This window comes from Bacillus sp. FF-1 (genome assembly GCF_028548245.1).
Taxonomy (GTDB): Bacteria; Bacillota; Bacilli; order Bacillales; family Bacillaceae_G; genus Bacillus_A; species Bacillus_A paranthracis.
The window spans coordinates 837,567-858,297 of sequence record NZ_JAQQGG010000002.1; the positions used below are offsets into that span (position 1 = coordinate 837,567).

Genomic DNA, 20,731 nt, shown 5'->3' on the forward strand with positions numbered 1-20,731 from the left:
ATTCTTACTCATGAATTGGGTATATCTTTTGTTTGAAATTTACGGGTTCATCGCAAGAAACCAAACTCTCTGGCAAGATTTCGTAAGATATTTAGCGATAAAAATCTTTGAATTTCTTAAGTAAATAGTTGTAATTCATCGGATACAGAAATAGACATACAAAAACGTCATCCTTTCTTATTAATTTTACAAAAAGAATAACGTATTTTTTCATAAAAAATACTCGTCAAAGTGTAAAACAAAAAGGCTATCTCAGCCCTTTTTGTTTTATAAATCCTCTATATTATATTCGGTATATCCCTCATGATAGTAAATAATATTAATACTTTTCATGAATATTTCATGACTATTTATTTCGTCTACTAATGCATTTTGGAGTAAATGCTTAATTTCAATATCTTTAATTGGGCTGCGTTCCATTGCAGTAAATAATCTTCTTTATCAATTTTATTGCAGTCGACCACCTGATGAAGTTCATTTTTAAAGATTAAATCTAGCCATATTCTATTCTCTCTACCGTTTCCTTCTCTAAAGTGGTGGCTATATATATATTCATTTCAACTTAAAGAGAGTCTGTGTTTTGGCACAAGCTCTTTTTTATTGCATTTCAAATATATTCAACAAGGTGAGTCTTTTTCAATTACAGCAATATAGAAAAAAAGTCTGGTTCTGATATAAAAACTTCAAAATAACCGCAATTAATCTATAAAACTCGGACATACTAATGAAGAAGCATTCAAACGAATCTGGGCTGTTTAAATTTGATTATAAAACTATTTTTCTCTAGCAAAATAAAGCAAGGCTATGGTCGGAAAAGCGATTCCTATCCATAATGTTAGATTCCATCCTCCTAAGGCATATGCCCATCCTCCAATAAAGGATCCAACAGCACCTCCTAAAAAGAAAATAGCCATAAATAGTCCATTTAATCGACTACGAATTTCTGGACTCAACGAGAAAATTAAACGTTGGCTAAGCACAAGGTTTGCAGATACTCCCATGTCCAACAGAATTGCAGCAATTACTAAAACAGCTATTCCAAAGGGCGAGCTACTTTGAATAAAAAGTGGGAGTATTAAAGAAATAATAACAACAGTGAGAGCTATCCCAGTGGCGGGTCGTGTCCAGCCAAGATCAGCTAGACGACCACCTATTGGAGCGGCTATTACACCTGTAATTCCGACAAGTGCATATAATGCTATGGCAGTCTGAGAAAAATGAAAAGCAGGACTAGATAATAATAATGGAACAGTGGTCCAGAATAAACTAAAAGCCCCAAATACACAAGCATGATAAATGGCGCGACGGCGTAAAATTGGAGTAGTACGTAGCAGTTGCCACATTGAATTAAGTAAGGCTATATAATTTGTTTTTGCCTTTGGTTTCCTAGTAGGGAGTACTTTCGATAATACAAACGCTAAAACAATAATTACAGTAGCAGATAAAGCAAATATTGCATTCCATCCCCACATATCGGCTACTAGACTAGATATCGGTCGCGCAAGCATAATACCTAATAGCAGACCACTCATGACATTGCCAACTACGCGACCGCGTGCATTCTCAGATGAAAGATATGATACAAGAGGTACGAGCACTTGCGCTGCGACCGAACCCAGGCCGATAAAGAATGAAGCAATTAACAACAAGGTTGCGCTTTTTACAAAAACCATAGAAATGAGTGCAAATGCACTTAAAAATAACAATATAAGTATCAATTTTTTATTCTCAACAATATCCCCCAAAGGCACAAGAAATAATAAGCCAACAACATATCCAATTTGAGTTAGCGTTACAATTAATCCAGCGCTACTATTAGAAAGCCCAATTTCATTACTAATTAGCCCAATTAAAGGCTGTGCATAATAAAGATTAGCCACAATAATACCACATGCAGTTGCTAAAAGAATGATTAAACCTGATGAAATGTCCTTATCAATTGCTTTATTTTTAAAATTAGACATAAGTATTTCCTCCCATACTTTTATTTCAAAATTACTAAATCACTTTGGCAAGTACTACTGCGATGCCATTTTTTATTGTAATAAATTAAGTCTGAGCTAATTTCCATTCTGCTTTTAAAAGGTCCAATTTCCTCTCTTTCCCCCCCTTTTCTAAATGTTTTTTAGCAATGTAATTTGTGATTTTTGGAACCTAAATATATCCATACCATTACAAGATGTTAGTTAATTAATAAACTGAACGTACAGTTCATTAATTAACTAAAATATATACTAAACGTTCAGTTTTGTAAATAGGCTATTTCGTTTTTTGTTCGTATTAAGTATACTAAACGTATAGTTTATGTTTTGAAAGGAATGATTAATGTGCAAAGTAAAAGAGGTCGACCACGTAATATTGAAACCCAAAAGGCCATCCTTTCTGCGTCCTATGAGTTATTATTGGAAAGTGGCTTTAAAGCAGTCACAGTCGATAAAATTGCAGAACGTGCTAAAGTCAGCAAAGCTACGATTTATAAATGGTGGCCAAATAAGGCTGCTGTGGTAATGGATGGTTTTCTTTCTGCTGCTGCTGCCAGATTGCCTGTACCTGACACAGGTTCAGCGTTGAATGATATTTTAATTCACGCCACAAGTTTAGCCAATTTTTTAATCAGTCGAGAAGGAACCATTATCAATGAGTTAGTTGGCGAAGGACAATTTGATTCGAAACTAGCAGAGGAATATCGTGTTCGATACTTCCAACCACGTCGACTGCAAGCAAAGCAACTTCTGGAGAAGGGAATTAAAAGAGGAGAATTAAAAGAAAACCTCGATATTGAATTAAGCATCGATCTCATTTACGGACCAATTTTTTATCGTTTGCTAGTAACTGGTGAAAAGTTGGATGATTCCTATGTACATGATTTGGTTATAAACGCCTTCGAAGGGATACGTTTGAGGTAATTAACATATAAACAAAGATTTAGATTTCCACTGTTTCCTATACTGATGTAACTAGTATTAACTTGGTAAATAAAGTATCTAATGTTTTAAAACTGTTGTATATGGGGTTTTCCCCCATATGCATCAGTTTTAAAAAAGGCTTAATCTACAAGCTATTTTGATAACGTAGTATTAACACATCCAAGCTTTATTTAATACCGTTTTTATCATTAACAAAAACCCTGATTTTTGCTAACACAATTAAGTCTTATTGCCGTTCTTGTTCCATTACTACAAAGACCCAAGTTCCGCTATGATATATTGGAATGAAGTGAAAGATAACATGTTTGTAATAAAATTGTGTACAATGCTAGGATTACCAAAATTGACATTCTATCTTTTGAAAACACAGCGTAAGGATCTACAACAAAATAATGAATCTTGCAATAAAGATGTATCTTATTATGCGATATTACGATTTATTATCGTGAATACATCATAAAACCTAACAGATGTAGAACAGTTCATGAAAAATCAAACTACATACACTTTAAAGCTCTCTCAAGTCTTGTTACTCTTTCTCTGGTTTCCCGCATATTATCCGCCCTTAACTTTTCAAGTAATTGTAATAATTTCTCTTTCTCTTGAAATTCTAAAAGGGATAAGTATTTAGCAATATGCTCATTACGAGCGATAATAGTTTCTTCAACTACAGATTCTCCTTTTTTTGTTAGTTCAATGATAACGGCGCGGCGATCTTCTCTATCGTGATAACGATTGACTAATCCTTGTTCAATTAATCGATTAATTGTAACTGTAATTGTACTTGGCTTTACATTCATTTCTCTCGCCAGCTCACTTGCTCTTAATGCACCGTAATAGTTTATAATTTTTAAAATATAAAACTGTGATGTTGTAAGTTTTGGTACTGGTATTTGCTCAAATAACTCCATTTTCATTTTCTTTCCAATGGAAATTACCATTGCTTGAATTTTATCAAGATTATTCATTTTATTACCTCTTTATTTTAATCAGTCAATTTTTAATAAAGTTAAATATTTAACACGCGTAATTTCTTACCTATAAAAAAATCGTCAATCCTTACGTAAAAAGGTTTGCTGATGCTCATACTTTTGAAGTAGTAATAAATTAGAATATTTTCCTTCTCCATAACGCCAGCGCTATCCATATAATAAAAATTATTGATAAAACAATTGTTTCCCCCCATGAAGTTTGAGGTATAGAGACATTCATTCCAAAAAAACTAAATACAAGTGTTGGAACAGTTAAAAAAACGGTGAATAAAGTGAGAGTTTTCATGATATTATTCATCTCATTTGAGATTACCGATGAATATGAATCAGTTATACTGTCCAAGAGAGTCAGGTCGGAGAAAAGTTTATATGATAACTGCGGAAGGAAGTGCCATTTTGAAAATGGAGCAAAATAGGCTATTACATATTTTATCCCTGTACGAAGGAAGTGAATCGAATGAAGAAAGCTAAGATATTTTTTGATATAGAAAAAGAGGAGCAATGGCTGAATGAGCAATTACAAAAAGGCTATCGTTGTACAAATATTAGTGGATTAGGAATATACACTTTCGAAAAAACCGGCAAGAGATATGTGATGCGACTGGATTATCAAGATTGCAAGTTCTTCTAAAAATACAGGTGTAATATATCGTTGTAATTCTTCCGCAAATGGTTGTAGTTCTTCTTGAAGCGAGAGATTCATAAGAAAATGTCATCCTTTCTAGTCTAGCTTTTTTAGAAAGAATAACGTTTTTTTACACTTAGGGGTAGTGAAAATTCTTAAGTTGATGGGTATAGGGTATCGCCAGTATTTTTGAAAAAATCACGCTAAGCAAAATATTAGTAACATTAAGTTATGACACCGTTTGTTATAAAAAAATCCCCAAAAGCCGATTTCTAAATTAAGAAACCGACTTTAAGACATCTTATTCAATATTTAATAATCGTTTATATCTTTCTATTCTTTCCTTTGCTACCCTTAATCTTTCGTTTTTTAATAAACTCTCATGCCTCTGTTGTGATGAAAAACCAGTCACTTCGAGAATATTTATTTCAACATTAAAATTCCAATCATTTATTTTATAATCAATGGGATACTCAATTTGACCAATATCCTGTTCAGCGTCTACTGCTATATATTTACCATCTTTTAAAAAGAACTTATAGCTTAACCCAATTGTATATATCCCTAACAATTCTCCTAATTCAGAATGCGTTATCTTTAATACCTCTCCACGCACTTCAATGTCCTCATTGTTAATTAAATTATTTGCAAATGATTTTTTATCTTTAACAAGATAAAAATAATCAGTGTTACCTACAACTATAGTTTGATCTAATTCATACCAACTTGGTTTCCAGTTAAAAATCATAATACAACACCTCTAAAAATTGATTATTCAACTACTTAGGGGACTTGTGGCAAAACGCGGATTTTATACGCTAAGATAGTTACTAAAAGTAAAATGTAATATTTACTACTGTAAAAAATAAATAGTCCCACGCAAAAGATGTTAATTGACGTAAAATTCGTTGTAGGAAACTAATTTTTAATATTAAAGCAAACTCTTCCCCGAACAGAGAGGAGTTTGCTTTTTTCAACACTATAAAAACAATTAAATTGCTTGTTTCTTATACTCATTAATGTATCTGAACAATAAGGTTGTACCCGCTATATTAGATACAATGCTCACTCCTAACATTACAGCCCATGTAACATTCTGAATGTTCATTGTCAAAGTTAACATGAAAAAGCACATACCAACCGCAACAAACAAGAAACCTAAAAGCTTATTCATTATTTTACACCTTCTCTTTCATTTTAACATTATAATCAAACGATATCTCGCGTGATTTTGAGTGTATATGGTATTCATGTTAAGTCAACATAATGTCTCATTATTGTTAGCAAGGAAAAATGAGGAACCCTACTCTAACAAGGGAAGCTCCTTTTGTGTTCTATCTACCTATATAATTTTTATACATCCCTATTATAGTGCAGTTTTAGGTTCCTTGTTTGTTACTGAATTAGTCAAAAAACTGTATAAAATCGTTCATAATCTTAACGTGGAGGTTTTTCAAAATACTGGAGGTATTCTTTTGATTATAAAACAAAAGTATCAATTGAATAGGCTTCTTTAGCATCCCTACCTTTCTAGACATCACCAGATATGAAACGAGGGTCGTCTCATATCTAGTAATTTACTTGGTTAGCTTAATAGGTATGGAGTAGTGCCCCTACAAACAAAACCCACCAGAAACATCTATATTCTGCCCCGTTACCCAGCGGCTATCAGAAGAAGCAAGAAATGCTACTGCATCTGCAATATCTTCAACTTGCCCAATTCGTCCGAACACAGATGAATTCGTAGCAAAATTTCGTATTTCCGGATCATCTAGCAATTTTGCATTGATATCTGTCTTCGTATATCCAGGCATAATTGTATTCACTGTTATACCTCTTTCTCCAAGATGTTTAGCTAGAGGCAGTGTCATCGTATTTAAAGCACCTTTACTTAAGCCGTATGCAATGGACCCTGTAAAACCAAGTCGTACTTCAGCTGATGAAATGTTAATAATGCGCCCCTCTGCTCGTAGTAACGGTAATGTTTGCTGAATTAAAAAGAATGGCGCTTTCATATTTACGGCCATAATTTCATCAAAAACTTCTTCTGTCGTATTTTCAATCGTCCCTTGTGTACCTATCCCTGCATTGTTTACTAAAATATCAATCTCTGATGTACCAACTCTTATTTGTAATTCACTCTTTAATTGTTCTACTAGCTTTTTGACACCATCAATTGATTTGAGATCTGCTTCAATTAAGAACGCCTTTCCTCCATTAGATTCAATCTCACAAATTGTTTCATCTGCAGCTGACTTATTTCGTCCGTAGTGAATCGCAACTAATGCACCGTCGTTTGCCAATCTCATCGCAATCGCGCGACCAATTCCTCGACTCGCTCCTGTTACTAACGCTACTTTCCCATCAAGATTCTTCATTTTTTCCATCCTTCCTAAATTTACGTTTGATAAAAACCTATACTTATATTTTTATGTAAAAACCAATTATTTTAAATATATATTTATAGGTAATTTAGTTCGTTCACTTATGATATTATAGTTATAGTTTGTGATTCACTTTAAAAAATAAAATAAGGAGGCTACACAATGCAAAATGCAGTAAAACTAGATGAAATTGACCATAAAATAATGAACTTGTTGTATGAAAATGCAAGAATTTCTGTTTCAGAAATAGGACGAATTATATCCATGACGCAACCTGCTGTAAAGGAGCGTATGAATAAACTTGAAGATCAAGGCGTTATAGCGGCTTACCGAACAAAATTTGAGCCTTCTAAAATTAATAAAAACATTCAAGCATTCATCATGTTTAAAACGAGCCAATGCTCTGATTTTATCCAATATTGTAATGCCGCTCCTGAAGTAACTGATTTATATCGAATTAGCGGGGAATTTAATTATATGATGAAGGTCATGAGCGATTCGATGGATTCTCTCGCTGCATTTTTAGACTCTTTAATGCAATTCGGCTTATCGTCTCCTTTAATTGTTTTAAAGAGTGAGTTTGAGGAGAAATTGTCGTTCTAATAAAGTGATAGGCACCAGCTTTCCAAAAAAGAAAAAGGAGTGGATCATCCACTCCTTTCAATCACCTATCCCTGATTTCTCTGCGCCTCTCTAAACTCCTCCTTCACCTTCTCTAACAACCCTTCTTCCGTAATTAATCGATACGCCGTATTTGCTAATGCTTTTGCGGATGTAATTAATGCTTTATCCCCTAATTCTGAACGTGCCGCTTCTCTAAATTCATTCGTATGTGCAATTAAATCATCCGGACCAATTTTAATGTACGGGTGGATTGTCGGTACGACTTGGCTAACGTTTCCTGCATCGGTTGAACCAATACCAAGTCTTTCTTTACGGTTTACATCTTCACCTAGTAACTCTAGTTCTTCAGCTACGATGTCGTTATATGTTTTTGTTACGAGTAGTTCATCGATTTCATTTTGGAATTGATGGATTTTTACTTTTGTGCCTGTTGCTAGTGCTGCCCCTTGTGCGATATTTTTTACTTTTTCTGTTACTTCCGCACATCTTTTTCTCGTTGCTGCACGGATGAAGAATCTTGCTGCGGCGTAGTCGGGAATAATGTTAGGTGCTTTTCCGCCTTCTGTAATAACGCCATGAATTTTCACGTCTGACGGAAGTTGTTGGCGAAGTGCGTTAATACTGTTGTACAGCTGAATCACCGCATCTAATGCGTTAATTCCTTCTTCAGGTGAAGCTGCAGCATGAGCTGTTTTTCCGTAAAAATGAAAATCAAGTGGATCGACTGCTAGTGAAGGACTCGTTGTTGCTGTCTTTCCGCTCGGATGAATCATAAGCGCCGCATCAATATTTTTAAATAAGCCTGCCTTTACATAACTCGATTTTGCGCTACCGTTCGGTCCTCCTTCTTCAGCTGGTGTTCCGAAAACGACAACTTCCCCGCCAATTTCTTCAAGCGTTTCTGATAACGCGATTGCTGCTGCAACGCTAATGGTGCCGATTAAATTGTGACCACACGCATGGCCAAGTCCTGGTAAAGCGTCATACTCCGCTAAAAATGCGATTGCTGGTCCTTGTTTTCCTGAACTTTTTCGCGCAATAAATCCCGTTTCATGTCCAGCTATATTGTGCTGCAACTGAAATCCTGCACTACCTAGTAATAAACTTAACGTTCTAGATGCATAAAACTCTTGGTTACCGATCTCCGGATTCGCATGAATATCATGACTTGTTTCTATGTACTTTTCCTTATTTCTTTCGATACTCTCTTCAATTGTTTTTCTTTGTGACGCTACTCCTGTCGCTCCCATTTTTCTTCCTCCTTTTATTTTCACGTAAAAAAGCCTCTTTCTAAAAGATAGAAAGAGGCTTCTGTATATACAGTCAAACTGAGCTTCTTTCTTATCTTTCAAGTTACCTTGCTGGAATTGGCACAGTATTCATAACGAATCCGCTGCCGAGGTATCATAGGGCCAGTCCCTCCACCTCTCGTGATAAGAATTTTCATAAAATTATATTAAATTATATTCATTCTAAGTTCATTCCAAATAAAAGTCAAGAAATTCCTATCCGAATTTACCGAATATCTAAAAATCCTTTTAATACACCAATTGTCTCAGGTGCTTGCAGTCTTGCACATACGTACGGAAATTCCGTACTCCCTTCAAATATCATTTGAGATGTGAGCGGTGCGCCTGCCCAGAAGATTTCATCATCAATTACGATAAACGGGAAAGCTTTATTTTGTCTTTGTAACTTTACATTTTTCAGTGGAACTGGTCCGTCACTATACACTGTTATCTGTGCATTTGTACGCATTAACGCTTGCCATACTCGCTTATCCACTTGTTTTGTACTTGGAAGCGAAATAATAATTTTTCGTTTTGCTGCTAAAATATCTTTTAATAGCCCTTTCGTTTCCTCAAGATTCATTTCCATAAACCAACGTAATCGTTTCGATATTTTTCGTTCCCACAATTGTCTTGATGTCGTGCGATCATACACATCTCCGTGACGTTCTATATGAGCTGTTAATTGTGACAACGCTTGTTTTCTCGAAAGATTTTTACGCATATAATGGCAATCTGATAATTGAATAAACTTCCCTCTCGCTCTTGTCACTGCTACATTGACGAGGCGATGGTTTTTATGGTCAAAGAATAATACGCCAGGTCGTTCTTGCGGATAACTATCTACTGTATCAAAAATCATCATATCTCTTTCAGATCCTTGGAACTTATGAACTGTCGCTGCTAAAACAGGTATGTTTTGGTATTTCGTTCTCTGTAACATTTCTCTAATACACGTTGATAAAAAGCGAGACTGCGCCCTGTAAGGCGTCACAACACCAATGGATTGCACACCATCTAACAGTCCAATTAACATCATTTGCATTGCTACTAAACCAGACATAATGTTAAAACGAGATCCTGAAGCAGCGTCTTTTAACGAAAAAGCTCCCATTTGGCTCGTATCAAATAAAACACTTGCTTCATTTGCGAACGGCTGCAATTGCGCAAGTTCTTTACGTTCTGAAACAGACGGATGGTCGTATACTCTATTTTTATAAATAAATGAGTTTGTAAACTTAGATATATCCGCATGCATACGTCTTTGTTCCTGCAACATAAACAGGTTCGGATGTGCTTCTGATTTATTAACAGACTCCACAATCCCGGCATGGTAAAACATATCTTCGCCAAGCCATTTGCGAACGAGTTCATGGTTTGCCATCGCAATTGGAGGTAACTGTAAAAAGTCACCACAAACGACGATACGTTTTCCAAGTGAAGCAGCTAATGCAATTTGCGGAACAAACGCCATACTTACTTCATCTACGACAACTAAATCAAATGTACGCTCATAAATAAGTGAATCAATAGCACATTTCGATAAAGTTGCGCCGATTACTTTCGCATTTTCAATGTATTCTTTTTCTACTTCTTTAATTTTTGCCTTTTGCTTTCGAAGATCACTTTCTATCTCTTGTATACGCTTCTTATCAGCAGATGTTGCTTTATACGATAAAATCTTTTCACGAAGCTCTTGTCGTGTCTCTTCTAAATAGAGTCTTTCTTCTCCCCAAGATCCGTTCGTCGTTTCAACTAACTTCGACGCAAGTAACGTTTCATGATTTCGTATATGTTCATGCTGACTATAACCGTAACGAACAATTTCACCAGGCGTCCATTTCTTTTTCTTTTCAATTTGCTTTGTTACTTCACTCATTAATACGTCCACTGCTGCATTACTATGAGCTAACACAAGTACCGACTTTCCTTTTTGATAATGAGCCGAAATAATACGTGATAAATTGTAAGACTTCCCTGTTCCAGGTGGTCCCCATACGTACGTTGTCGGATTATAAAACGAGCGATACGCCAATTCATTTTTCGGATTTTTCATCTTCTCAATATGTTTCGGACTACTCGTCCCATCAACAAGACGCTTTATACGATTACGTTTCAGCTTATCTTTACGCGCTTCCTTCAACCTCTCTTGCAGTTGCTCTAAAAGCTGCCACGGTTCACTGTATAAAACAGCTTCTCGTATTTCACCTTGTATATAATCATTTAATTTCAGTTCTATTTCTAATCCATGTACAGATAATACTTCCCCTGTCGCTTCCTCACCATCGAACTCAATTCGAATCGGTGAACCTTCAGGTAAGCTTACTTCCGAAATAAGCTGAAATACATATACTGTACTTTCATAATCTGTATATAAAAAACGACCATTCATGATAGAAATTTTACTACCACCTATCGTTTTCCAATGTTTAATTTCATACGCTAATGCATAATGCCACTCTTTCATCGTTTCCGATAATGAAGGAGTTTGAGTAGGTGTATTCATCGTATAATCTCCTTCCTTCTCCCCAAACATACTTTCTCACTATACCATATAACACGCTAAAATTTGTAAGGTTTTTATCTTGCTTATTTTCTTAATTTTCAATAACATATTGTATATAATTTTCAGAAAGAAGGAATCTACATGCCAGTTAGAAGAATCGAACACGTTGGACTTATGGTTGCAAACCTAGAAACATCTATCGCATTTTATGAAGAAGTAGTTGGCTTACAACTCATTAAGAGAATGGGACACCCGAATCCAGACTTAAAACTCGCTTTTTTAGGTGTAGAAGAATCAAAAGAAACGATACTCGAATTAATTGAAGGCTACAACTCTTCCCTTCCGGCAGAAGGAAAAGTACATCACATTTGCTTTAAAGTGGATTCATTAGAGGATGAAATTGAAAGACTAAAGAAACATGCAGTAACCTTCTTACTAGGAGAAGAAATCGAAACATTACCGGATGGAACACGTTACATATTCTTTGCGGGTCCTGATGGGGAATGGATTGAGTTTTTTGAGACGGAGAGATAAAACGAAGCTTTAGTCAGCCCACAATTAACGGGATTATAACTTTATGATCCATATAAGGAGTAGAAACTGATGAATACAGTTTTTATTATCGTTTTTTGGGTACTTATACTATTTCCACTTCTTTATATAATACTGATAAAGAAGTGGAATATAAAAGTAGCTGCTTTATTTGTTGGAAGGATTCTATTAAGCATTGTCTATTTCATAAATGGAATGATGTTAGGACTGCAACGAAATTGGGTAGAACCTCCCTATGAAACAGAATGGGATTTCTTTGTAAAGTCTTTACTAAACGGAAAAACTGATGCACTTATGCACTTGTTACTTCTAATTATTATCATTACTTTGGATTTAGTCGTTACATTTTATTATATTAATAAAAAGAAATAGGATATCCACTCCTATTTCTTTTTTTATGGGTAGCGCCACATTGCTATCAAGCTAAGAGTTTAAATGTAATATCATTTAAGGGAATACTTAAGATACAAATAAAATATCTTTTCCAAGTAATACTGTTTTATTAAAGTCTATCCCGAGTTGTAACTAGTTCAATGCGACTGTAAATTCTGAGTTCGGTGCGCCAGTAAATACAACGGTTCCGTTCTCTGGTAGTTTTACTTTGTTATTGTCACTAACAACAGTAAAATTGACGCATACTCCATTCTCATCATACACCGCGAATGAACTTCCTGATGGCAACTCCACAGTCATCGTTTTCCCTGCTGCCTCTTGCGGAATCGTAAACCATTTCGCATGCCCATTTTTTTGCAGCGTAACTTTCGATAATTGACCTGTATCAAGGGATTTTACGTTAGATTCACTGACGTATAAAAAGCTGGCCATCTCCATATATTCAGTACCATCCTCTGTATAGAAATGAGCTTCCTTTGTATCCCGCCCATTCATCACAGGAATTTGAATTTGATGCGTCGCCGTATTCGGACCTGTAATTTTTTTGCCGTCCCAATACCCATCCTTGATCGTAATTTTTGTGTTAAGAGGCATTAGTTGTCCTAGATAGTTCATAGAATTAAATTTTTCGTTAACGAGGTAGAACTTGCCACCCTCACGCTTCGCCCATGTAGCAGCTGTTTTCTTCGGTAACACATTGTTTTCTAATTTCTGGGCTAAATAGTGAGTCAGCACACTTTGCCCCAATCCCGGTGATAATTCATATGTGCTCTCTCTCAAATAAACTTTTCCATTCTTCTCAGTGACAAAGTTAAGCTTGGAAGTACCCTTCTCATTTATAAAGCTTCCATCCGCCGTATATACATATTTTTCTTCCGGTTTAGTTGGTAAAAACAGTTCTCCCTTCTTCGTAATTTCTATTTTGAAATTGCTGTAGCTATTTCCATAAAATCCTGCTTTTTTTACCACGTCTTGGGGCACTTTAGCCTTGACTGGCTTGCCAAAGGATTTGTCTGGTTTTATATCCTTAATTGTCCCTTTCTCTTTAAGCCTAGCTAGCAGTAATTTGTTTGCCAACAGTTGATTTGTCATGCTGCTGCCGCCGGAGGACAATACAGCTGCTGCCATCTTTTGTTCTGGAAGCACGACCAATGTAGCATGTTGCAGTATCGTATCCCCACCCTTAGTCAACGCTTTTATCCCATATTCACTAAATGGGTATAGTTTCACACTATCCCAGCCAAGACCATAGTTGACCACATTTTCGCTATCTCCCGGCCACATTCCTTTTTTATACTCTTCTTGTTCCATCGCCTTGACTGCTTTATTAGAGAGAATTTCTTTTCCCTGTCCCATAAATATTTGTGAGAATCGCACCACATCTTCTGCAGTAGAAGAGATTCCTCCCGTACCAATCACATTTACCATTTCACTAGGAAGCTGTCCCTGGTATTTCGGAGAATACAGTCCAGCCCGCTTTTCGTCTTCCCATTTGTCTTGCGATGTTATCGTATGATTCAGTTTTAATGGCTCTGTAAACTTTTGATGTAGAAATTCAGTAAAATTCATACCGCTGATTCTTTCTACCAAGATCTCAGCCAGCGTAAAACCGTCATTACAATACACTGAGAACGCGCCAGGATCTGCCTTCAAGTTTTGGTTGGACAATTGTTGCAACAAGATATCATGGGCATAAGTATCATTATCTTTAAATAAAAATGAATTATTGAACGTCGAACCTTGCAAACCCGAGGAGTGATTCAACAGCATACGCGGTGTAATATGCTTATATCGTTTATCTTTCATTTTGAAATCAGGAATATAGCGGGCAACAGGAGCATCCAAATCAACTTTTCCTTCGTCTACTAGTTTCATAACAGCCGCAGCCGTATATACCTTACTGGTTGAACCAATTCCGTATAGAGTATCTTTAGTTAGTGGTTCTTTCCCTTCTATGTCGTTCTTACCTGTCTGCCCCGACAAAATAAGTTTACCATTATCAATCAGCGCATACTGTACGCTAGTCGTCTCATAGGACTTCGTGAGCAGTGCAGCATTCTCTGCAGCAATCTTCTCCAAATCTTTGCTAGCAACTTCTTGGCTAGATACAACCGAAGTCTTACTGCTAGAAGACGCTATTGCTCCTGTTGGTAAGCTCATCGTTAGAGCCAAAGTAGCGGCTAACACCCCAGATAATTTATTTTCCATAAAAAAATGCCCCCTTAGATAAATGATCAATTTTATCTTTTATTTGTTCAATTACAAACATCACATAAACTACTATTCTGGTTTTATCCATACTGTCGTAACAAACGGTAAAACCTCTCTTTTTCACATGTACGTTAGTACCATAAATGATTTTTTATTTAGAATGCGCTTATTACTAGTTTGGTTTTCGTATAAATAAATCCTATTTATCCTCCCTCTTTTGTACTTCCCTATATTTGTATCCTACACAATAAAAATTTCTTTTTTCTTATGCATTTCTTACAATTTCCTTACGTTCAAATCACTTCTATAATTAGATAGGTTTTATTTTAAAATCTTCAGGATAATAAATGCTTATATAATCGCACGTTATGCATCATTGATTACTGATAATGCTGCTTTATGTAAATCATACAGACAGATGGAAGTATATAGCTCTTCTTTTATGGTACACTTCAATAAAAGGGGGACAAATTTTGAAAAAGTGGATTAAAATCACATCAAGCTTAGTTATTGCTATAGCAGTTGGTATTTTTACTGGTTACAAAGTCGGTACATATGCAGGTTCAGACGTTAAGGAAAAGCAGACTGAAAGAATTAAAGGGGAAGATGTAATACTTGACCTCAATTCTGATCGTCATATAATCAATGCAATGCACAAAATGACTCATCAAAAAGTCTTATCTCACGAAAAACAAGGATTTATTAAAATGACTCCAGAAAACATCGAAACAGTACGTCGAGTAATTGATGAAAGTAATAGTGGAACCTTACAACATAAAGAACAGTACCTCAAGATTTTGGTTCGTTGGTATGAAGGCGATTTCTCTCAATCGATTGAGGAGCATAATTTATTATGGGAATGGGACAATAACAGCACTGGTAAAGCATACGAATTAGCGACACCGGAACAAGAAGAAGCATACATTCTAGAACAAGCGAAGTCTGAAAAACAATAACAAAAACGGACCTGTTATCAGGTCTTTTCTCACATTTTCTCTGTTATAACCCTTTAAAAACAGCTTAATTCATCCAATCTTCGTTATCTTTAGTTACTAATCAACAGATATGTTCACATTTTTGTAACATGTATAGACAAGCGTACGTGTTATAATCAACTTAGCAAATTACAAATAAATTTGCATTTCCTGTGACCCTTACCTCCCAGTAAGGGTCTTACTCTTTTATAAATAATTATTTCAGTCCAATTTTCACAACGACACTTTCACAAATGTAAGAATTCTCATATATTAGACTTCATACAACCTTTTCCAAGGAACAATATACCGATACACAAATCCCTATTTATATAGGGATTTTTTTGTACGAGTTCCTCACCATCAATGTAAGAATAAAAAAAAGAAGGGGATTATCCCCCTCCTTTTACGCTTGCTCCGACTGCCGGAATTATTTCGTATACCCACGATTCAGTTTCGTTAACTTTTCATTGATGTTAAAAATTCTTACTCTAATATCTTTAACACCAGCTGCTTCAAGTCTGTTCTTGTGCATTTCCACGTATTTTTCAGCATCTTGTTTTTCTTCAAATACATAAATGCCTCCAGCTTCTTTTGTTTCTTCATTCTCTGTCCATATTTTCCAGTGGAATCCTTCTTCTTCATTAATACTTTTTGCTAAATCCCAAAATCCTTTTTCCATTTCTTCACCAAAAGGACCTTCAAACGGAAAATCAACTTGTAATAAATATGCCATCTTTACTCACTCCTATTTTTAATATAAAATTCTTACCATTTCTTTTACTAATTATAATTTTTTTGATTCTAACGATGATACTGTTTACATTCGTATTGCTATTATTCCACCACTAATTTGAAAATCATACTATTTATAAAATACCCACAAAACGGTAGCAATTTGAACGCAAACAGTTTTAAGTTATGTTTAAAAAATATGATACAAACTTATCCCTAAACTAAGAACAAACAAAACAAGCGCAGGTATTGCTTTCTTAAAGGGATCTCTCGCTAGTACAATTAGAGTTAATGCAGCTGCCAGCATCGTACCGCCTAACAACAATCCTGCTAATAAAGCTACTGTTGGAATCCAAATTCCTATTAACATTCCAATCGCTCCTACGATCTCAAAAGCTCCAGTTAAGAAATTAAAAAACGAAGGTAAACCAAATCGCTTAAACTCATCTGCCATTTTCCCAGATATAATTTTCGTACCTGTCATTAAAAAGAACAGAAATAATACAACTTTTACTACATTGATTAATATTAAAATAGCAATCACATCTTTCTTATTTATTTGATACATTTACATGCTATAGCATATACAATACAAAATTTTGACTGGTACTAGGAAAAACGTGATCCTGAATCGAATCTCATACAAAATAAAGATATCTCCAACATTCCTTAAAACAAAATTATATGCTATAGCATATATAATACATAAAATAAAGTTTGTTCCTTATGAATAGCATCAATAAGGAACAAGTATTAATAGCGTGTATCATATAATTTGTTTAATAATGATTGTAATACTTTAATTTCTTCCTCACTCAAATTACTCGTAACGAAATGGTGAGCGTCTGTCACTACAGGCAAGATTGTTTTCTTTAACTCGTCACCTTTTTCAGTTAAAAAAAGTTTATGTGAACGTCGATCTTGCTCATTCAAAGCTTTCTTTACAATCCCTTTTCTCTCCATTGACTGTATCATTCTTACGACAGTAGTTTGATCTTTATCAATCGCTTCTGCTAACTCTTTTTGAGTAGTGGCCCTTTGGCTACAAAGAACACTAATAATCCCCCACTGCTCTGGCGTAACTCCAAAAGGCTTTAATTTCTTCGTAAAATAATTCGTCATTTTCACATCAGTACGATGAACAAGATAGCCTATTAAATCATGTAAGTTCATATATCACCTCTATAAATTAATATATAAAAGAGTATAGCATACCAGTCAATTATTCACAGTGAATGTATTCATTTTATTAATTATATGCTATAGCATATATATTATAGTAGGTCATTTTAATTGTCAAATGAATTACCTATTATTTTTTTATGTCAAAACCACCTCTATATATTATAGAAGAAATGAATAATTTGATATATTCCTCTGACGATTTCTCCCTTTTCGTTTTGTAATGCTCTAATAACATTTGATAAAATATGAAACTTACAGACAACCCAAACACCTCTAAGGATATCTTACCCAGTTCTTATTGCCACAAGATAAGAAACATATAATTAATTAATCACCTACATTAGCAACTAAAACATCAAGAAAAGACATTCCAAATATGGAACGCCTTCTTTTTTATAAAATCATTCACTTAAATCTTCTATTTAACATAATCACTCATTTATCTAAAGAATTTGATTACGTGCATAACGCCCTTCTAACGTTTCCTGCAAAAATTAGTGAATCATCAATGTCTTTGATATTAACGTAAATTAAATTCAAATAATCACATAACCACTCATGGTGTATAGACGAAACAATTATTCCTCGTTTAAGAATTGTAGCAATAAATCTATTGACTTTTTTTGTAAGAGCGCTACCCGTCCTAGACATAATGCCCTTCCAGTGTTATTATCTCTTGATTTGAATGAGGAGGAATTTGTTATTCTAAAACGTTTTCCTAAGATAGTTGCCTTTATTTTATGCTGATTTATTGTTGCCACGCATTTTCCACCAACGAATCCTTCTTGGCCACTGATAATTCTGGCAAGCTGTTGAGAAATTGGTTCCTCATTAAACACCATACCTTCAATCATCCCCCTTTTACTGTAAGGTTATGAATGAATACATACATTTGAAACAGCAATAAATCTTTTCAGTTACAAGAAGAAAATAACAATCTAATGAAACCTGTTAACTCAATTATATTAATGGAGTTTAATGGTATGATTTGAATAACCATCCTTTTGCATTTCAATCATCTTCCACCTTACTTCTTCTAAATAATGAACTCTTATTTTCAAATGAAAAAACTTGATTAACTTTGCATACTTAGCATGCGAATTCAATCAAGTTTTTTTTCATACACCACTATTCGGGTTCACTTCAGTTATTTGCTTTGTTGCTTCTTTTTTACACTTTAAATTTTGATTATTTTTCTGACAATTTAACACAAATTACATTGTTTTGTATGAAACAATCCTAACGTTATTAAAATCTCTTGTTTCAATAGTAAAATGTATACTAGAGGCTTTCTCATAGCCAAGAGTTTAATGGTGGTTTGTCTTTTAGCGAACTAGAATCATAATTTGATTTGGTCCTGTACGTTTCATAACACGATATCCTTTAGTTGATGTTGTAGCAATTCCCTCATCATTGGACTTACAATAACCATCTACTTGACAGGTACCATCATCTCGAACCAGAAGTTTACCAACAAGACCAACTGGAACCCATTCAGGTCTTTGTAGACGTGGGATATACTCTTGTGAAGAGTCCCACTCAGGATTTAATATAGGTTCACTTTTTGTAAAGGAAGGGTGAATCACTCTTCCTTTGTCATCTTTTATTTCTGGCACAACAACTTCATGATATTGAGTTCTTCCCCATTCGTCTGTTACGAAAAGATTATGCCAACGTAAATCACTTGCATCTGCAATCATTGCTGGATTCGCACTTACTACTCCTAGGATATAATTATCATTTGCGTTTGCTTTTCGTATTTTGTCCCCGTCTAAAGTTACAAAGTATCCGACATCGATTGGATTTTTATCAACCGTCTCAAACATTTCTGCATAATCCGCAGCAGCAGAAAAGAATACAGTACCGTCGAGATAAAGATTTCCTGTTAGCCCTTCAATTACAGCGGAATTTAAGGATGGTCCAACAGCAAGACCATTTGCTAAATGCCAAGAAAATGGGAATCTGGTGACTCCATTTTGCCCCATAATATGAGAACCTGTATGAATTGAATTTACTACGGTATTTAGCCCTTCTGCATGGGAGTAATTTGCATTTGCTATTGTGTTTGCTCCCTCTGCATGGGAAGCAAATCCAAGCGCTGTTGTGTCTGCTCCCTCTGCATGGGAAGCAATTCCAAGTGCTGTTGTAAGGGATCCCTCTGCATGGGAGGCAGTTCCAACTGCTGTTGTGACTGAACCTTCAGCGTGGGAGGCAATCCCATTTGCTTTGGTATTTTCTCCTTCCGCATGAGAGTAATCCGCATCCGCTATTGAGGACACTCCTTCTGCATGGGAAGCGGTCCCATTTGCACTTGTGTTTTCTCCTTCCGCATGAGAGGCATTCCCACTTGCTGTTGTGAGAGTCCCTTCCGCATGAGAGGCATCCCCACTTGCTGTTGTGAGAGTCCCTTCCGCATGAGAGGCATCCCCACTTGCTACTACATCTGTCCCCTCCGCATGAGAGCTTCTTCCACTTGCTCTTGTGTTTTCTCCTTCCGCATGAGAGGCAATTCCACCTGCTATTGAGGATACTCCCTCCGCATGAGAGGCAAATTCAAATGCTATTGTGAAGTTTCCTTCCGCATGAGAGTCATCTCCACTTGCTACTGTGTTCTCCCCTTCCGCATGAGAGGCAAATCCCTCTGCTAATGTGGCTATCCCTTCTGCTACAGAACATCCGTTATTCGGATCAGTTCTAATACAGATTGTTGCGGTTGGTCCGGTGTTTCCCGTTGGGCCGGTGCTTCCTGTTGGGCCAGTGCTTCCTGTTGGGCCGCTGTCTCCCGTGGATCCGGTGTTTCCTGTTGGGCCAGTGCTTCCTGTTGAGCCGGTGCTTCCTGTTGGCCCAGTGTTTCCTGTTGGCCCAGTACTTCCTGTCGGTCCAGTGTTTCCTGTTGGCCCAGTGTTTCCTGTTGGCCCAGTACTTCCTGTTGGGCCAGTGTTTCCTGTTGGCCCAGTACTTCCTGTCGGTCCAGTGTTTCCTGTTGGGCCAGTGATTCCTGTTGAGCCGGTGCTTCCTGTTGGTCCGGTGTTTCCTGTTGGTCCAGTACTTCCTGTCGGTCCAGTGTTTCCTGTTGGTCCAGTGTTTCCTGTTGGTCCAGTGCTCCCTGTTGGCCCAGTGCTTCCTGTTGGTCCAGTGCTCCCTGTTGGCCCAGTGGTTCCCGTTGGAAATGTTATAGGAGGGATAGGTGGTAATGTAGGACCAATCAAATTTGGATCTAATGCAGCTGCACTCAAAAAATCATCTGATATAAGACCTTCCCATTTTTTCTTATTTAACATGATTCACCTCCAAAAAAACTTTTATCATAACTAATAGATGCACCGAATCAACA

The 20,731-nt window shown here is 35.9% G+C and carries 16 protein-coding genes, 6 pseudogenes and 1 riboswitch; of the genes and pseudogenes, 7 read left to right on the top strand and 15 right to left on the bottom strand.

Annotation, left to right across the window (positions count from 1 at the left end; genetic code table 11):
* Positions 1 to 267: 267 nt before the first annotated feature.
* A pseudogene (locus PQF83_RS09760) lies at positions 268 to 542 on the bottom strand (protein adenylyltransferase Fic); the annotation flags it as partial.
* Positions 543 to 773: 231 nt separating this feature from the next.
* Complete coding sequence (locus tag PQF83_RS09765; RefSeq protein WP_000064483.1) at positions 774 to 1,964, bottom strand: MFS transporter; 1,191 nt, start codon at positions 1,962 to 1,964, stop codon at positions 774 to 776.
* 363 nt (positions 1,965 to 2,327) lie between these two features.
* On the opposite strand from PQF83_RS09765, the gene PQF83_RS09770 reads away from it, so the two are divergent.
* Positions 2,328 to 2,906: a TetR/AcrR family transcriptional regulator gene (locus PQF83_RS09770; protein ID WP_001190900.1), complete on the top strand. Its 579-nt coding sequence runs from the start codon at positions 2,328 to 2,330 to the stop codon at positions 2,904 to 2,906.
* 550 nt (positions 2,907 to 3,456) lie between these two features.
* Here the strand turns inward: PQF83_RS09770 and PQF83_RS09775 are convergent.
* A pseudogene (locus tag PQF83_RS09775) lies at positions 3,457 to 3,895 on the bottom strand (MarR family winged helix-turn-helix transcriptional regulator).
* 139 nt (positions 3,896 to 4,034) lie between these two features.
* A pseudogene (locus PQF83_RS09780) lies at positions 4,035 to 4,265 on the bottom strand (CorA family divalent cation transporter); the annotation flags it as partial.
* On the opposite strand from PQF83_RS09780, the pseudogene PQF83_RS09785 reads away from it, so the two are divergent.
* Together PQF83_RS09785 and PQF83_RS09790 are read left to right on the top strand one after the other, a co-directional pair.
* Positions 4,265 to 4,390: pseudogene (locus tag PQF83_RS09785) on the top strand (PadR family transcriptional regulator); the annotation flags it as partial. The pseudogenes PQF83_RS09780 and PQF83_RS09785 sit on opposite strands and share 1 nt — an antisense overlap.
* Positions 4,377 to 4,535: pseudogene (locus tag PQF83_RS09790) on the top strand (DUF2812 domain-containing protein); the annotation flags it as partial. The pseudogenes PQF83_RS09785 and PQF83_RS09790, both read left to right, overlap by 14 nt.
* Before the next feature lie 310 nt (positions 4,536 to 4,845).
* On the opposite strand, the gene PQF83_RS09795 reads toward PQF83_RS09790, so the two are convergent.
* The 3 genes from PQF83_RS09795 to PQF83_RS09805 all read right to left on the bottom strand — a co-directional run bounded on the left by PQF83_RS09795 (position 4,846) and on the right by PQF83_RS09805 (position 6,922).
* Complete coding sequence (locus tag PQF83_RS09795) at positions 4,846 to 5,292, bottom strand: hypothetical protein (RefSeq protein ID WP_000577089.1); 447 nt, start codon at positions 5,290 to 5,292, stop codon at positions 4,846 to 4,848.
* Positions 5,293 to 5,535: 243 nt separating this feature from the next.
* Positions 5,536 to 5,718: a hypothetical protein gene (locus PQF83_RS09800; protein ID WP_001037653.1), complete on the bottom strand. Its 183-nt coding sequence runs from the start codon at positions 5,716 to 5,718 to the stop codon at positions 5,536 to 5,538.
* 439 nt (positions 5,719 to 6,157) lie between these two features.
* Positions 6,158 to 6,922, bottom strand: coding sequence for an SDR family oxidoreductase (locus tag PQF83_RS09805; RefSeq protein WP_000792673.1), 765 nt, complete (start codon positions 6,920 to 6,922; stop codon positions 6,158 to 6,160).
* 168 nt (positions 6,923 to 7,090) lie between these two features.
* Here PQF83_RS09805 and PQF83_RS09810 point away from each other — a divergent pair, with 168 nt between their 5' ends.
* Entirely contained in the window at positions 7,091 to 7,531 is a 441-nt protein-coding gene (locus PQF83_RS09810) for an Lrp/AsnC family transcriptional regulator (protein ID WP_001178573.1), read from the top strand.
* 65 nt (positions 7,532 to 7,596) lie between these two features.
* Here the strand turns inward: PQF83_RS09810 and PQF83_RS09815 are convergent, their stop codons facing one another.
* Positions 7,597 to 8,802: a M20 family metallopeptidase gene (locus PQF83_RS09815; protein ID WP_000501353.1), complete on the bottom strand. Its 1,206-nt coding sequence runs from the start codon at positions 8,800 to 8,802 to the stop codon at positions 7,597 to 7,599.
* Between the two features lie 88 nt (positions 8,803 to 8,890).
* Positions 8,891 to 8,992: riboswitch (SAM riboswitch) on the bottom strand.
* 75 nt (positions 8,993 to 9,067) lie between these two features.
* Positions 9,068 to 11,377 carry an AAA domain-containing protein gene (locus PQF83_RS09820; RefSeq protein ID WP_001997799.1) on the bottom strand — a complete coding sequence of 770 codons (2,310 nt, stop codon included), beginning with the start codon at positions 11,375 to 11,377 and terminating at the stop codon, positions 9,068 to 9,070.
* Between the two features lie 111 nt (positions 11,378 to 11,488).
* Here PQF83_RS09820 and PQF83_RS09825 point away from each other — a divergent pair, with 111 nt between their 5' ends.
* Positions 11,489 to 11,881 carry a VOC family protein gene (locus PQF83_RS09825; protein ID WP_001145273.1) on the top strand — a complete coding sequence of 131 codons (393 nt, stop codon included), beginning with the start codon at positions 11,489 to 11,491 and terminating at the stop codon, positions 11,879 to 11,881.
* A 69-nt stretch (positions 11,882 to 11,950) separates the two neighbouring features.
* Complete coding sequence (locus PQF83_RS09830) at positions 11,951 to 12,271, top strand: hypothetical protein (RefSeq protein WP_001098762.1); 321 nt, start codon at positions 11,951 to 11,953, stop codon at positions 12,269 to 12,271.
* 153 nt (positions 12,272 to 12,424) lie between these two features.
* On the opposite strand, the gene PQF83_RS09835 is transcribed toward PQF83_RS09830, so the two are convergent.
* A complete protein-coding gene (locus PQF83_RS09835; RefSeq protein WP_000428457.1) occupies positions 12,425 to 14,500 on the bottom strand; it encodes a serine hydrolase domain-containing protein in 2,076 nt (691 codons plus the stop codon).
* A gap of 476 nt (positions 14,501 to 14,976) precedes the next feature.
* Between PQF83_RS09835 and PQF83_RS09840 the strand changes: the two genes are divergently transcribed.
* Positions 14,977 to 15,459 carry a PRK06770 family protein gene (locus PQF83_RS09840; protein WP_000758843.1) on the top strand — a complete coding sequence of 161 codons (483 nt, stop codon included), beginning with the start codon at positions 14,977 to 14,979 and terminating at the stop codon, positions 15,457 to 15,459.
* 448 nt (positions 15,460 to 15,907) lie between these two features.
* Here PQF83_RS09840 and PQF83_RS09845 read toward each other — a convergent pair whose 3' ends face one another.
* From PQF83_RS09845 to PQF83_RS09865, 5 genes and pseudogenes are all read right to left on the bottom strand, one after another.
* Positions 15,908 to 16,213, bottom strand: coding sequence for a monooxygenase (locus PQF83_RS09845; RefSeq protein ID WP_000323759.1), 306 nt, complete (start codon positions 16,211 to 16,213; stop codon positions 15,908 to 15,910).
* Positions 16,214 to 16,402: 189 nt separating this feature from the next.
* Positions 16,403 to 16,780: a DoxX family protein gene (locus PQF83_RS09850; RefSeq protein WP_000284352.1), complete on the bottom strand. Its 378-nt coding sequence runs from the start codon at positions 16,778 to 16,780 to the stop codon at positions 16,403 to 16,405.
* Positions 16,781 to 16,965: 185 nt separating this feature from the next.
* The gene (locus tag PQF83_RS09855) at positions 16,966 to 17,385 is read right to left on the bottom strand and encodes a MarR family winged helix-turn-helix transcriptional regulator (protein ID WP_001048552.1); all 420 of its coding nucleotides are present in this window, start codon (positions 17,383 to 17,385) and stop codon (positions 16,966 to 16,968) included.
* Between the two features lie 468 nt (positions 17,386 to 17,853).
* Positions 17,854 to 18,239, bottom strand: a pseudogene (locus PQF83_RS09860) (DUF1259 domain-containing protein).
* 483 nt (positions 18,240 to 18,722) lie between these two features.
* Entirely contained in the window at positions 18,723 to 20,678 is a 1,956-nt protein-coding gene (locus PQF83_RS09865) for a peptidase G2 autoproteolytic cleavage domain-containing protein (protein ID WP_000932714.1), read from the bottom strand.
* Between the last annotated feature and the right edge of the window lie 53 nt (positions 20,679 to 20,731).